The sequence below is a fragment of the Photobacterium ganghwense genome (genome assembly GCF_017329545.1).
Classification (GTDB): Bacteria; Pseudomonadota; Gammaproteobacteria; order Enterobacterales; family Vibrionaceae; genus Photobacterium; species Photobacterium ganghwense.
The window spans coordinates 2,114,846-2,128,385 of sequence record NZ_CP071325.1 but is presented as its reverse complement, the minus strand read 5'-3'; the positions used below and the strand labels follow the sequence as shown (position 1 = coordinate 2,128,385).

The following is a 13,540-nucleotide window of genomic DNA, read 5'->3' as shown; positions in this document are numbered from 1 at the left end:
ATGTCGGATGATGCGGCTCTCCCGAATGCCGGAGAAAAGCAGGCGATTGCTGCGGCCTTTGGCCGCGCGGCCAAGCATTATGATAAGGCCGCAGAATTTCAGCGTCTGGTCGGTCATCGTCTGCTGTGTCAGCTCCCAGCGGCCTCAGTAGCCGGCAGTCAGATACTGGATCTCGGATGTGGTACCGGGTATTTCAGTGACCAGTTGACGCAGCGAGGGCTCAGGGTTTGTGCGGCAGATTTGTCGGTAAGCATGCTCGAACAGGCTCAGCGCCGCTGCGGCAATCGGGTTCAGTATCTACAGGCCGATGCAGAACAGCTGCCGCTTGAGGTGAATCAGTTTGATATGGCCTTCTCAAGCCTGGCGTTGCAGTGGTGCCGCGATTTATCAGTGCCGCTGCGAGAGCTCAAACGGGTGGTGAAGCCCGGAGGACGGATTTTGTTCTCCACCCTGGCTGATGGGTCACTGGCAGAGCTGAAAGCAGCATGGCAACAGGTTGATCAATATCAACACGTCAACCAGTTTCTCTCTCCGAACGAGATAAAACTTGCGCTGGCGCAAGCGGGGCTGCCACAGGCTGACCTAGAATTTTCACCTGTCACCATGTATTACCCGTCCGCGATGGATCTGATGAAAGATCTGAAAGGGATTGGGGCAACACATTTACAGCAAGGCCGTCAGGCCGGTTTAGCCGGACGCGCCAGACTGAAGGCACTGGAGGGCGCTTATGAAGCGTTCCGCACCCCGACGGGGCAGTTGCCAGCGACATATCAGGTTTGTTTTGGAGTAATTTTGAATGACTAACGCTTTCTTTGTCACGGGAACAGATACCGAAGTAGGTAAAACTGTTGCTTCACGCGCCATTCTTCATGCGGCGGGGAGTGCCAATATCAAGATGGCGGGTTATAAGCCGGTAGCCTCCGGCAGTGCTCCGACCAAGGACGGCATGCGGAATTCTGACGCACTGTATCTGCAGGATGCCTCTGTGGTTGAACTGACCTACGACGAAGTGAACCCTTATGCGTTTGAAGCGGCCGTTTCGCCTCATCTGGCGGCTGAAATGGAAAATCGGGTCATTGAGTTTGATGTTCTGTCACAAGGGCTAGCGCACCTGAAGCAGAAATCTGACGTGGTATTGGTTGAAGGTGCAGGCGGTTGGCGTGTGCCCGTGTCGCGCAATGATTTTCTGTCCACGTGGGTGAAGCAGGAAAAACTACCGGTCATTCTGGTGGTCGGGGTGAAGTTAGGCTGTTTGAGCCATGCAATTCTGACGGCCGAAGCCATTCGTCAAGATGGACTGGAGCTGGTGGGATGGGTCGCAAACCGTGTAAATCCGGGAACGGAAAACTACGCGGAGATTATCCGAATGCTGGATGAGAACCTGCATTGCCCTCGACTGGGTGAAATACCGTATATGCCGGGAGTGAAAAAACGGGACCTTTCTCAGTACATCGATTTGGCCCCTTTAGGTTTGATCGCGAACTGACAAATCGGCTTGGGTTGTTGCGGATAACACTCTGTCTGACATTCCCTCCGAACATAATGAAAAGAAAAAACCTGCCGAGGCAGGTTTTTTTTCTTTCTGGTGATATCCCGTTCTTCAATGGGAAGGCAAGATCTCAACGACGTTTGAACAGACAAGGCAGGGTGTACCACGCTGATGCAAATAAAATCAGGCTGTATGCCAGTAACTCCACGCCTTCTTCAGCCATGGTTTTAATGTAGGCTTTGATAGCAGGGTCCAGATGTTCCCCCATCGCCGCCTGCCATAGAATGTTCATGCCATAAATGCGTGAGAAAACCAGCAGGGTAAAAACACCACCAACTATCATTCCAAAAGCCGGAGTCGAAGTGAATCGTACCAGTGGCTGAGTGGTTGTTTTAAGGTGGAAAATACTGTAACCAATGGCAGAAACGGACACCAGCCAGGCTGGGTATTTCCAGATACCGTGTCGGATGGCGTCCAGGATACCGTCCATTTCACGAATAAAAATGGTCGCAAAGAAGCCGGTGACCAGCACCGCGAACCCGCGTTGAGATTCGTCTTTGATGGCTACCAGGCCAAACAGAATCACGGCAATCAGCAAATAGGCTTCCTGCCCGACTTCGATAATAGACGCTTCACCCATGTCGTTTTGAAAAATTCGTACATCAAGGTGGATAGCGAAGGCTGATAGTGCAAGCAAACTGGCAAATAAAAATGAGAGGCAAAATGGCCAGAAAATTGCGGAAGCTTTAACCGTAGACTTGTCTGCATCAGCAACTACAGAGTTGATAGACTGCATTAATAATACCTAAAGTGTGTGTATCGTGTTCAATTGTAATATGTATGTCAAATCGGACACACTATAGGCCACTTTACTGAATAGAGACTGAATTGTGAATCTGGATCACATTTCTTTGCTTTGTTTGTGCAAAATAAAACCTCCCGAAGGAGGTTTTATCATAATGAGGTGGGAAGATCAGTTTTCGCCCGTCAAACCGAGCAGGGCTTCCTGAGTGTCATTCAGACCTGTTTTGCTGTTATCCAGCCCCAGTTCTTTATGGGCTTCTTCAACAGACATGCCAAGGTGACAACGCAGAATGTCGATTGCGACCTGGTAATTTGCGTGATCAGCCATCGGTCCTCCTTGATAATTCGACGACGTAAGAAAATGAAATCTTGTTGTCGATGACAATAGTCAAACCGACCTCCAGATACAATAAGACTAAAGTCTAAGGTCGTATTTTGTACGCTGTATAGTCGTTAACCCTTACCGGATACAGGTTAAGAACAGGATGCCGGACTAAAATAGTGTGGTACGAAATGAAACAGAGTAACGTATTGAGTTAAATAGAGTTATCCATGAGTAGAAAAACACTAACGAAAGGTAACAATTTATCACTTTCACTTGTTTTTCGTTTCGACGACCATACTATAAAGACCAACATAAATTGATTCACAGGGCTCTTGTTATTTATGCCTGCGCGCTGTGAGAAGGAACCATCCTTTCAGGAGAGAACATATAACATGAAGCGTATTGCATTGTTTTTGGCAACCAACCTGGCTGTACTGCTGGTATTCAGTGTTGTCTTGAACATTATTTATGCCGTAACCGGTATGCAACCTGGCAGCCTGTCTGGTTTGCTGGTAATGGCAGCACTGTTTGGTTTTGGTGGCTCGTTGATTTCACTGTTCATGTCGAAATCAATGGCGTTACGCTCGGTTGGCGGTATGGTGATTGAGCACCCGCGTAACGAGACTGAGCACTGGCTGATGGAAACTGTCGCGCGTCAGGCACAGCAGTCTGGTATCGGCATGCCAACAGTGGCTATTTACGATTCTGCGGACATTAACGCATTTGCAACCGGTGCCAAGCGTGACGATTCGCTGGTTGCGGTTTCAACCGGCCTGCTGCACAGCATGACGCGTGATGAAGCTGAAGCCGTACTGGCGCACGAAGTCAGCCATATCGCGAATGGTGATATGGTTACTATGACCCTGATGCAGGGTGTGGTGAACACCTTTGTTATTTTCGTATCCCGTCTGGTTGCCGGTGCAATCAGCGGCGTGAACAATAACGATGAAGAAGGTGAAGGTGGCAGCTACCTGACTTACTTTATTGTTTCGTCGATTATGGAAGTGCTGTTCGGCATCCTGGCGAGCATCCTGACTATGTGGTACAGCCGTCACCGTGAATTTAAAGCGGATGCTGGTTCAGCCCATCTGGTTGGCAAGCAGAAGATGATCGCGGCACTGGAACGCCTGAAAATGAGCCAGGAATCCCAGCTGGAAGGTTCTATGATGGCATTCGGCATCAACGGTAAAAAGACTCTGTCTGAGCTGTTTATGACGCACCCACCACTGGATAAGCGTATTGACGCGCTTCGTCGTGGTGAACACCTGTAATCGGCAATATGGGCAATCGTTATGGATTGAGAACAGAACAACCTCTTAGCGACTGCCCAGCTACGTTCATATCGGTGTCCATGTCTCTGCTCATATCGGGTGTCTACATTGGTGGCCGTCTGAGCGCCTAAGTGAGTGCCTAAGTGAGCGCCTAAGAATGGCGCGCTGTAATCTACAAAACCAGCAGAGTGACTCTGCTGGTTTTTTTATCTTAAAGTCTGAGTGAAACCGGGTAATTAGGCGTTTATTTGACTGTATAGTGTCGGATGTCTGAGACTGGTAATTTTTGGTCTTCATAGAACATTAAAATTAATATATTGGTTAAATCATTTAGTACTCGGTTATTCATATAGAGTACAAATATAAATAAAGCGTTTTATTCTCACTTTAATAACAATTAAATTCAGCCAGTTCTGACTCAAAGTAAATAAATGATTTTGTTTTTATAAGTTTAATGTAGATATTAACCGTTGGAGTGATATCATCCTGTTTGATATAACCTCTGTTTTCTCATTTTTTAAATTTATACTGGCTATCAGTTCTTTTGGTATTAAGAGGCTTTATGCGTTGGTTGAATAATGTCAGTTTCAAATACAAACTTACCATTCCTATTACCGTTATTATCCTGTCATTTACATTTCTGATTTTTCAGGTGTCTGTGGTTTTCAGTGAACAGCATAAGGTGAACAAGGTACTCAACGAACAGGTGCAGCCTGTGCTGGATGAGATGGAAGATGCGTACCGGGACATTTATCAGGTTATGACTGCAGGAATGGGGATGGCATTAACCCTGCCTGATGACAAAGAAATGATTGAGTTTCATAAATTCAATTTCTATGACAATGCCCCTAAAGCTGCACCAAGAATCGCATCTCCTCACCAGTTGGTTGATATTGGTTTTTTGCCAGAAGCCAGTAGAAATCAAATTATTCAGCTAGAGGATAAATATGATGTCTGGCAGAAAAGATATGAGTTTATTGTGACTCATCCTGAGCAGGCTCTGGATTATTATCGGGATCATGAAGACATAGCAGAAAAAGACTTCGAAGAAATTCGCGGGTTAATTAAAGTGATCCGAGGGGAAATTATTGATGCCCGTGAAAAATTAATTCAGGAGGTGGCGGAGCATAGCGAAGCTGCCCAAACGATTCTGCTGACGGGCTCCGGGATAACGATAGTGGTGTCGTTAGCCATTGCCTTTGTGATGACCCGTTTGGTGGTCAATCCCTTGCATCAACTGACAGATTCGTTGAAAGCTATTTCTGATGGCGATGGTGATCTGACCGCGCGGGTACCGGTGATGGGTCAGGATGAAACCGGGCAACTGGCGACGGCTTATAATACCTTTGTCGGAAAAATTCAGGCTACCCTGGCGAAGGTGGTTGCCTCTTCAGATCTGCTGCAGCGTGAGGCGGCCTATTTGAGCTCACTGACAGCAAACATTGTTTCGTCCTGCCATGTGCAGCAACATGAGTGTCTGGCGGTTGAATCTGCGGTCAGTGAATTAAGCGCAACCAGCCATGCCGTCAGTGATCATGCTGCTGAGGCAGCCAATGCCACACAGGCTTTTAATCAGCAATCCGGTACCATGCAACTTACTCTGGCTGATTCAGTGGCTGCAATGGAACAGCTTTCGGCGGAAATCAATGAATCCAGCCTGATGATGCAGGAGCTGGAAAAGAACGTAGTGGATATATCATCGATTCTGGAGGTTATTCGGGGGATTGCTGATCAAACTAATCTGCTGGCCCTGAATGCTGCCATCGAAGCGGCCCGCGCGGGCGATCAGGGAAGAGGGTTTGCTGTGGTTGCTGATGAAGTGCGCGCACTGGCCAGTAAAACGCAAAACTGTACCAATGAAATCCACGGCATGATCGAAACCCTCAAAGGGACAGCCGAGCGATCAGTACAGGTCATGCGCAGCAACGCCAAAGCGGGTGCAGACACGGTGGCTCGTTCTCAGGAAACCAATGTTGCGCTGGATGTGATGAATCAGTCTATTGTGATGATCAGTGACATGAATACGCAGGTTGCCGCTGCGGCCGAACAGCAAACGGCCGTGACGGGAAGTTTGACTGAAAATATTCATGCCATTGTGATGGGATGTAATGACACGCTCAGCCACATTGAGAGTGCACAAAAAGTGTGTGATGCACTGGCTGCGCAGAGTACAGAACTGGATTCCCTGATGGGGCAGTTTAAAGTGTGATACGCAAGACTGCTGCGAAGAACTGATTTGTCAGGTTAGCGCTCAGGCCTGATGTGCCGTGCAAGGCCTGAGCGCTTCACTTAACAGATAAGGGAAGCACTACTGATCCGACGGTCGAATTCGATAGATGCCGCCACTGTCAGTTGAGAAATAGATCCAGCCTTCCGGGCTCTGCGCCAGAGCCCGGATCCGCTCATCGAGCGATTCCAGCAACCGTTCTTCATGGCGAATACTGCCATCAGCCTGAGGTTCAACCCGGTTGAGGTGGCGCAGTTTGAGTGCCCCGCTGAACAGGCTTCCCCGCCAGGCAGGAAAGCTGCTTCCTGTGTAAAGTATCAGACTGCCGGGGGCGATGGACGGGATGTAGACTTTTTTCGGTGACTCAATCCCCGCCTTTTCGGTTGCTTCCCCGACATCGACGGGTCCCCAATACTCTTTGCCGTGTGACGTGACAGGCCAGCCGTAATTGACCCCTTTGCGGATCAGGTTGATTTCATCGCCGCCACGCGGGCCGTGCTCGATAGACCACAGGTGACCAGTTGTTGAGTCATAAGCCATGCCCTGTGGATTGCGGTGGCCCAGACTCCAGATTTCGTGCAGCGCATTTGGTGTGCGGACAAACGGATTATCCTCAGGCACAGAGCCATCGAGGTTAAGCCGAAGTATCTTGCCGGCGTGGGTCGTCATATCCTGACCGTTAGGCCGATGGCCGCGGTCACCCACAGAAAAAAACAGGTGATCACTTTGATCAAAGGCGATCCGGCTGCCGAAATGGCGGGAGGTGTCGCTGGCAGATTGAGTGACGAGCAGTTCCTGCCATTGGATCAGGCGGTTACCTTCCAGTTTGGCTCGGGCAAGGGCAGTGGCAGCCTGTCCGCTTTTGCCTGTCACAGACTGGCTGTAGGTGAAATAGTACCAGGGCTTGCCGGATGGCTTCGGCTCTTTCGCCACATCCAATAAACCTCCCTGACCATACACTGCAACGTGAGGCACCCCGCTGAGCTGTTGCCAGTCACCGGAATCGAGATTCAGTAACATGGCTTTGCCTTCACGGAACGTAACCAGGAGATGTTGAACATCAACAAAAGCCATGCCCCAAGGCGTACCCTGTTGTTGTGCGATGCGCTCGACCTGGTAGGGCATGCCCTGACTGCTCCCCGTGAAGAGGATAGTACTACGCGTTTCTGAATCCGTTGCGGCGGAAGCATAGGCGTAAGAAACAAACGAGTAAGAAAACACGTAAGAGACAAATACGGAAGAGGCAAACGCTGAGGAGACCGTTATCACAAAGCCGATTGCCGCTGAAATTCTCTTTGCGGAGGAGAGAGCGACCGAGACACCATTAGTCAGTGTCAATCCGGGTAATCCTAGTAGCATTCCCCCGGTCAATATGCCTTTCATTAATTGCTGAAACATACAGACAATCCTTTTCTGTTTTTCATGTATCCGATGATGACAAGTGTAACCATCATTGCCTGGGTTTGCCTGAATCGCCACTTGGCATACGGCAGTCTGATCAGGCAAAGGACTGATTTAGCGCCAAGCTAATTTTGTAACAGAGTGAGTAGGCAACAGTGCAAGATCAGGTTTCGACCAGATGCCGGGCAATAATGCCAGCCAGGGTAGCCAGTCCCTGCTGCCACTTCGGTGTGTCCTCGTAGTTGGCAAAACTGAACCGTATGCAGTGCCTGTGCTGATCTTTAGCGCTGAACATATTACCTGGCAGCAGGCTGATGCCTCTGGCTAGAGCTTCTTGATAAATACGATTGCTGTCGGCTGGCTCCGGTAAGATCAGCCAGCATAAATATCCGCCTTCAGGTTGAGTCAGGTGATAGCGTTCTTTCAGATGCGGATAACGATCCAGTGCCCAGGATAGAGCCTGGAAAAACAGTTTTTGTTTTTTGCTGTAGCTGCGACGTATTTTGCCGAGGTGATCGCGGTATTTACCGGTCGTCAGGAATTCGCCGACGGCAGAGTGCAGCAGATTGGGGCTGCCCATATTGTCGGTCATCAGGCGTTTTTCGATCACGGGCTGATATTGTCCAGCAATCACCCAGCCAATACGTAATCGGGAATCGAGGGTTTTGGAGAGGGAATTACAGTAAATCACCCGGTTTTCGGTATCCAGTGTTTTGAGCGGCAGCGGCCGCTGGTGGTAAGCCAGTCCGCCAAACACATCATCTTCAATAATGGGGATGCCGCCAGTCAGTGAGAGGAATTCCTGTCGCTCCTGCATTGTCATCACATGGCCAGTCGGGTTGTTGAAGCTGGGGTTGATCAGGATAGCTTTGACTGGCCAGTTTTGAAGGGCGGCTTCCAGCGCACCGAAATGCCAGCCGTACTGAGCATCAAACGGAATTTCGATAGCCTGCAGGCCGAGAGATTCAAGCAACAACAGGTTGCCAAAGTAACTGGCTGATTCAAGCAGCACAATATCGCCTGGCCGGGTGATCGCTTGCAAACTCAGGCTGATGGCTTGCTGGGCTCCATGTGTGATCAACAGTTCACTGGCTGAGGTCGTGATGCCCAGCCCGCGGTTGATTCCCACCAGTTGTTTCAGCAGGTTTTCATCACCGGGGGGTAACTGGTAATGGCTGGGAATATGGCTTTGATAACGACTGTGGCGACCGATTTCAGCATACAGAGAACGAATAGCGGGAAAATTCGTGTCCGGGTGCGCTGAGCCCATCGGCAGCACCTCTCTCGATGCCGGTAACCGCATGATGGTTTTGCTGAGGGTCATCAGATCCACAAACTCCGGTTCAGGCACCGGGACTGTCGGGACACTATGTAATCCGGCAGCGACCCGATAACCTGAGCGGGGACAAGCCGTTATTTTGCCGCCGGCTTCTAACTGTTGGTAGGCACGGATGACGGTGTTCTTGCTCAGGTTTAGTTCGCGACTTAGCTGACGAATGGACGGCAGTTTGTCACCCGGAAGATAACTGTGTTTATCAATCTGGTCATTGAGCCAGTTGAGTACCTGTTGATATTTGGTGATGCCCGGTGATGGTGTTGCTTTCATCCTTCTGTACCCTAAAAATCACTGTTATCTGTGCCTGTTAACATTTCTGTACCCCTATAAAGTAAAGACTCTGTGAAAAAATGCAAAGTGAGAGAGTCATGCTGGCACGCTTTATCCCGTTCATTTTTGTTGTTCTTTGGAGCTCCGGTTTCATTGGCGCCCGGCTTGGGTTGCCTTATGCCGAGCCGATGACCTTCCTGTTATTGCGCATGTTAGCGAACATCGGTGTGTTTCTGTTGCTGGTTGTGATCTTGCGTGCCCGTCTGCCGACAGGTAAAGCGCTGGGGCATTGCCTGGTCGCCGGGTTACTGATCCATGGCTTCTACTTGGGGGGAACCTATATTGGCATTAGCCTTGGCATGTCTGCCGGGCTGTGTTCACTGCTGGTAGGGTTGCAGCCGATTGTCACGGCACTGGTGATGTTTGCCGCTGCAGGTGAACGTATGAGACCCACACAGTGGGCTGGATTAGTGCTTGGCTTTATCGGGATCGCCCTGGTACTTCAGGGGAACATGTCCTGGCATCAGGATGGTAACCGAACGGCAGCGTATGCGTTTACGATTCTGGCGTTGCTGGGGATTACCTTCGGCACCTTGTATCAGAAACGGTTTTGCCAGAATGTCGATATGATTGGCGGAGCGGTTTGGCAATATGCGGCGGCTGCCACTCTGTTTTTGCCGGTAGCACTGATGACGGAAACCATGGCTGTGAATTGGACGCCAATGTTTATCTTTGCGCTGAGCTGGCTGGTACTGGTGCTCTCGGTGGTGTCAATTCTGTTGCTGCTGTACATGATTAAGCACGGTGAATCGTCAAAGGTTGCCTCAACTTTTTATCTGGCACCACCAATGACGGCGTTTCAGGCCTGGCTGGTATTTGGTGAAACGTTTGATAAATATGGTGCGATGGGGTTTGCCCTGGCGGCGGTAGCGGTATACCTGGTGATTCGTCGGCCAAACATCCGACCGGCTCAGGCCACCCAGTATGGCGTCTCTTCCCGCTAGCGGTCGCCAAGAGCACAGCGAACCTTGGAACTAAAAAGCCCGCTACAGTATTCGTTTCGATACAGAAGCGGGCTTTTCAATTACTGGCCTGCTACCAGCACGATCAGAACGGATACCAGAATAACTGGGCGGACTGGTGTCTCAGCCAGAAACCGCCAGCGAGAACCAGTGCAATGGTTGTCAACACCATATAATCCACAGCCTGCATTGGTTTCAGGCTGTACCATGTCCGTTTGTTGTGGCGGCCGAAACCACGCAGCGTCATGGCGTTGGAAATCACATCGGCCCGGTCCAGACTGGAAAAAATCAACGGGCCGAGTATTTTGGCCACATTTTTCAGGCGAGTGAAAACAGGGGCATTTTTCGAGATATCAACGCCACGAGCCTGCTGGGCATGCATGATATTGATAAAGTCTTTGGTCACTTCCGGGAGATACCGCAGGGTCAGGCTGACGGCATAGGCGATCCGGTATGGTACGCCCAGCCGGTTCAGACTGGCCGAAAACTCAGTCGGGTGCGTGGTGAAAACAAATACCAGCGCGATAGGGAACATGCTGAAATATTTCAGGGTGACCGTCAGCAGATAAAACAGGGTTTCCTGAGTCAGGGTATAGTGGCTGGTCAGGGCCAGCAGTACCGTCTCGCTACCCATGTATTCTGTTCCCTGTTGCGGCGCAATCAGGTACATAAACAGCGCGTTGAGCAGCAGGACGGTTACGGTGCCTGTCATCAGCGTTTTGTAGTTGGAGAACGGCACGCCCGACAGCTTCAGCAGAGCAAAACCTAAGGCGATCATGGCCATGATAATGCGGATATCAAACGTGATCAGCACCATGGTCACCCAGGCCATGAACAGGACAAACTTGGTAATACCATTCAGTTTGTGCAGCGGTGAGCCGGTATTGATGTAACTGATACCGAATTTGATTTTATTGGTTTTCATACGTGTGCGCTTGCCTCATGGTGAATGAAGCAACGAATAAAGTGATCGATTCGTTCAATGCCAAGTTTCTGAGCCAGCGTGTACAAACTGGTCACCGTCAGGTTGGCCTGTTCCAGCAACGAAGGCTGACTGAAAATGGTGTTAACCGGTGCATCTGCCAGCAGCTTGCTGTCGGCAATCACAATCGCCCGGTCGGTGTATTCCAGCACCAGATGCATATCATGTGAGATGATCAGGATAGTCAGTCCCAGTTTCTGGTTCAGCTCGCGGATAAACGCCATCATCGCGGTATAGTGACGGTAATCCTGTCCGGCAGTAGGTTCGTCCAGAATCAGCAGTTTGGGTTCCAGTACCAGCATTGTTGCGATGGTCACCCGCTTTTTCTGACCATAGCTCAGGGCATCTACTGGCCAGTGACGGTAGCGACCCAGCCCACACAGTTCCAGGGTAGCCAATACCTTCTGCTCAACCTCAGATTCCGGCAGACCGCGGTGGCGCAGACCAGATGCGACCTCGTCAAAGATCATATGATGGGAAATCATGTGATTTGGGTTTTGCAGAACAACCCCGATATCTTGACTGCGCTCCGAAATAGAACGCTGGGTCAGGTCTTTGCCTTCAAAGTGCATTGTGCCCTGATCCGGGTCGATGACGCCCATAATCAGCCGGGTCAGGGTCGATTTCCCGGAACCGTTCTTACCCAGCACCGAGACAAATTCGCCTTGGTGAAGGGTAAAGCTGATGTCGTCCAGTGTCTGTCTCTGGCCGTCGTAAGAGTAACCCAGATGACTGACTTCCAGAAGAGGTGTGGCTTCATTGGTTTGCGATTGGGGAGTCTGTAAGGTTAGCCAGTTAAGGACGTCAGATTTAAACGCATCCAGCTGCATCGTCTGTAATGAGGCTGGCTGATCAGATGCACGGACAGTACAGCCCGCTGCTTTCAGGGCAGACAGGTACAATGGCTCTCGGATACCGTGTTCACCCAATAGCGGACTGGCCAGCAGCTCATCCGGTGTCATGTTGGCAACAATCTGGCCACGTTCCATCATCACAATCCGGTCAACCGGGCAGTAGAGGACATCTTCCAGCCGGTGCTCAATGATCACGACAGTTTTGCCGGTGTCACGGTGCAACTGGTCAATGATCTCAATGGTCGCCTTGCCGGTTTTGGGATCCAGACTGGCCAGTGGTTCGTCAAATAGCAGGATATCTACGTCATCTACCATAACTCCGGCCAGTGATACACGTTGCTTCTGGCCGCCGCTCAGATCAAACGGCGACAGATGCAGCATGTCATCCAGCTCCAGCATCTTGGCTGTCTCTTCGACCACACGGTGCATCGCACCCGGTGCAACCATCTGGTTTTCAAGTGCAAAGGCAATATCCTCGCCGATGCTCAGGCCGACAAACTGGCCGTCGGTATCCTGCAGCACCGTTCCGACCTGGCAGGTCAGTTGGTGTAAATCCATGTGCTGGGTGCTCTGACCATTAATGGTCAGTGCGCCGGAGATATCACCTTTGATGGCAAAAGGAATTAACCCGTTCAGGCACTGGCCAAGGGTGGATTTACCGCTGCCGCTTGGTCCGACGATCACGACCTTTTCGCCTTTTTCAATCGTCAGGTTGATGTTCTTCAGGGTTGGCTGCTCTAACGCCCAATATTTAAAAGAAAAATCTGAAAACTGGATGGACATGCGTTAGTACGCCTCTTTCAGGTTGTAACTGAGTTTTTTACGTTTTGCGACTGCGGTCAGGATGAAGTGGCCGACCACCGCAATCAGTATCGTGTTGCCCGCGGCAATGATGGTCAGCTGTGCCATTACCTTGGTAAAAGGTTCGGCGTAGAGGATGGCGTCAAGCATGGCGGAACTGCCATAACCTACAACATTGCCAATAAAGGCCAGCAGTACAAACAGGCAGAAATCGAGCTTGGAGAAATGGCCTTTCTCAAGGCGTTCGCGAGTGAGTTTCGGATACAGGCCAATCAGTAAGCCGACGATGCCGGAGCCCAGCACCCAGGTAATCCAAACGCCCCAGCCGGCAAATAAGTCGGTGACCCAGTGTCCAATGAAGCCGACCAGAAAGCCAACCAGTGGGCCAAACAGGACGCCGAACAAAGCCAGTACAGCCATGGCCGGTTTGAGGGTGGTGTTGGCAAAGACAGGAATACCGAACATAGGCAAACCGCCTATGCCGTATAACGCTGCACCAATAGCAATAAGTACAACTGTCTTGGCAGATAAATTCATGACATACCTTTCTAATTCACTGGACGTTGCCCGTAGGCGAGTCTGTTGATTTGCCGGCCTTGAAAACGCTGCTTTGCAAGTGGCGGGCGCTGGCATAGCCAGACAGATGTCATATCCGGGAAGAGAGGTAAATCCATTTTTTCGCAAGAGCAGGGTGGTCGGCAGACACAAGCGGCGCATGATACATGAAGCCGCTAAATAAATGAAATCTTTACTTCCGG

11 protein-coding genes and 1 pseudogene are annotated in these 13,540 nt (G+C 50.4%); 5 read left to right on the top strand and 7 right to left on the bottom strand.

The window, feature by feature from the left end; translation table 11 throughout:
* Positions 1–804, top strand: a complete 804-nt coding sequence (gene bioC, locus FH974_RS09720; RefSeq protein WP_107193820.1) for a malonyl-ACP O-methyltransferase BioC — start codon at positions 1–3, stop codon at positions 802–804.
* On the top strand, positions 797–1,486 hold the full coding sequence (gene bioD / locus FH974_RS09715) for a dethiobiotin synthase (RefSeq protein ID WP_047884186.1): 690 nt from the start codon (positions 797–799) through the stop codon (positions 1,484–1,486). The genes bioC and bioD overlap by 8 nt, the downstream gene beginning before the upstream one ends.
* Positions 1,487–1,619: 133 nt before the next feature.
* Here bioD and FH974_RS09710 read toward each other — a convergent pair whose 3' ends face one another.
* Both FH974_RS09710 and FH974_RS09705 read right to left on the bottom strand, forming a co-directional pair.
* The gene (locus tag FH974_RS09710) at positions 1,620–2,285 is read right to left on the bottom strand and encodes a hypothetical protein (protein ID WP_053061741.1); all 666 of its coding nucleotides are present in this window, start codon (positions 2,283–2,285) and stop codon (positions 1,620–1,622) included.
* Positions 2,286–2,462: 177 nt separating this feature from the next.
* Positions 2,463–2,621: a hypothetical protein gene (locus FH974_RS09705; protein ID WP_047884187.1), complete on the bottom strand. Its 159-nt coding sequence runs from the start codon at positions 2,619–2,621 to the stop codon at positions 2,463–2,465.
* 389 nt (positions 2,622–3,010) lie between these two features.
* On the opposite strand from FH974_RS09705, the gene htpX reads away from it, so the two are divergent.
* Together htpX and FH974_RS09695 are read left to right on the top strand one after the other, a co-directional pair.
* Positions 3,011–3,889, top strand: coding sequence for a protease HtpX (gene htpX / locus FH974_RS09700; protein ID WP_047884188.1), 879 nt, complete (start codon positions 3,011–3,013; stop codon positions 3,887–3,889).
* Between the two features lie 562 nt (positions 3,890–4,451).
* Positions 4,452–6,098 carry a methyl-accepting chemotaxis protein gene (locus FH974_RS09695; RefSeq protein WP_047884189.1) on the top strand — a complete coding sequence of 549 codons (1,647 nt, stop codon included), beginning with the start codon at positions 4,452–4,454 and terminating at the stop codon, positions 6,096–6,098.
* Positions 6,099–6,197: 99 nt separating this feature from the next.
* Here FH974_RS09695 and FH974_RS09690 read toward each other — a convergent pair whose 3' ends face one another.
* Positions 6,198–7,514 (bottom strand): PQQ-dependent sugar dehydrogenase, encoded by a 1,317-nt coding sequence (locus FH974_RS09690; protein ID WP_242551819.1) that lies wholly within the window; start codon positions 7,512–7,514, stop codon positions 6,198–6,200.
* 166 nt (positions 7,515–7,680) lie between these two features.
* Positions 7,681–9,123 (bottom strand): aminotransferase-like domain-containing protein, encoded by a 1,443-nt coding sequence (locus tag FH974_RS09685; RefSeq protein WP_207103240.1) that lies wholly within the window; start codon positions 9,121–9,123, stop codon positions 7,681–7,683.
* A gap of 98 nt (positions 9,124–9,221) precedes the next feature.
* Here FH974_RS09685 and FH974_RS09680 point away from each other — a divergent pair, with 98 nt between their 5' ends.
* A complete protein-coding gene (locus FH974_RS09680; RefSeq protein WP_207103709.1) occupies positions 9,222–10,127 on the top strand; it encodes a DMT family transporter in 906 nt (301 codons plus the stop codon).
* A 201-nt stretch (positions 10,128–10,328) separates the two neighbouring features.
* On the opposite strand, the pseudogene FH974_RS09675 reads toward FH974_RS09680, so the two are convergent.
* From FH974_RS09675 to FH974_RS09665, 3 genes and pseudogenes are all read right to left on the bottom strand, one after another.
* Positions 10,329–11,070 (bottom strand): annotated as a pseudogene (locus tag FH974_RS09675) (energy-coupling factor transporter transmembrane component T family protein); the annotation flags it as partial.
* Entirely contained in the window at positions 11,067–12,764 is a 1,698-nt protein-coding gene (locus FH974_RS09670; protein ID WP_207103238.1) for an ABC transporter ATP-binding protein, read from the bottom strand. The gene FH974_RS09670 and the pseudogene FH974_RS09675, both read right to left, overlap by 4 nt.
* Before the next feature lie 3 nt (positions 12,765–12,767).
* Positions 12,768–13,319: an ECF-type riboflavin transporter substrate-binding protein gene (locus FH974_RS09665; protein WP_047884194.1), complete on the bottom strand. Its 552-nt coding sequence runs from the start codon at positions 13,317–13,319 to the stop codon at positions 12,768–12,770.
* Positions 13,320–13,540: the final 221 nt, after the last annotated feature.

Excerpts from the sequence above, each read along its gene's own strand:
- FH974_RS09670 (WP_207103238.1), bottom strand. The coding sequence starts at position 12,764 with ATGTCCATCCAGTTTTCAGATTTTTCTTTTAAATATTGGGCGTTAGAG.
- bioD (WP_047884186.1), top strand. The coding sequence starts at position 797 with ATGACTAACGCTTTCTTTGTCACGGGAACAGATACCGAAGTAGGTAAA.
- FH974_RS09695 (WP_047884189.1), top strand. The coding sequence starts at position 4,452 with ATGCGTTGGTTGAATAATGTCAGTTTCAAATACAAACTTACCATTCCT.
- FH974_RS09680 (WP_207103709.1), top strand. The coding sequence starts at position 9,222 with ATGCTGGCACGCTTTATCCCGTTCATTTTTGTTGTTCTTTGGAGCTCC.
- FH974_RS09685 (WP_207103240.1), bottom strand. The coding sequence starts at position 9,123 with ATGAAAGCAACACCATCACCGGGCATCACCAAATATCAACAGGTACTC.
- bioC (WP_107193820.1), top strand. The coding sequence starts at position 1 with ATGTCGGATGATGCGGCTCTCCCGAATGCCGGAGAAAAGCAGGCGATT.
- FH974_RS09690 (WP_242551819.1), bottom strand. The coding sequence starts at position 7,514 with ATGTTTCAGCAATTAATGAAAGGCATATTGACCGGGGGAATGCTACTA.
- FH974_RS09665 (WP_047884194.1), bottom strand. The coding sequence starts at position 13,319 with ATGAATTTATCTGCCAAGACAGTTGTACTTATTGCTATTGGTGCAGCG.
- FH974_RS09705 (WP_047884187.1), bottom strand. The coding sequence starts at position 2,621 with ATGGCTGATCACGCAAATTACCAGGTCGCAATCGACATTCTGCGTTGT.
- FH974_RS09710 (WP_053061741.1), bottom strand. The coding sequence starts at position 2,285 with ATGCAGTCTATCAACTCTGTAGTTGCTGATGCAGACAAGTCTACGGTT.
- htpX (WP_047884188.1), top strand. The coding sequence starts at position 3,011 with ATGAAGCGTATTGCATTGTTTTTGGCAACCAACCTGGCTGTACTGCTG.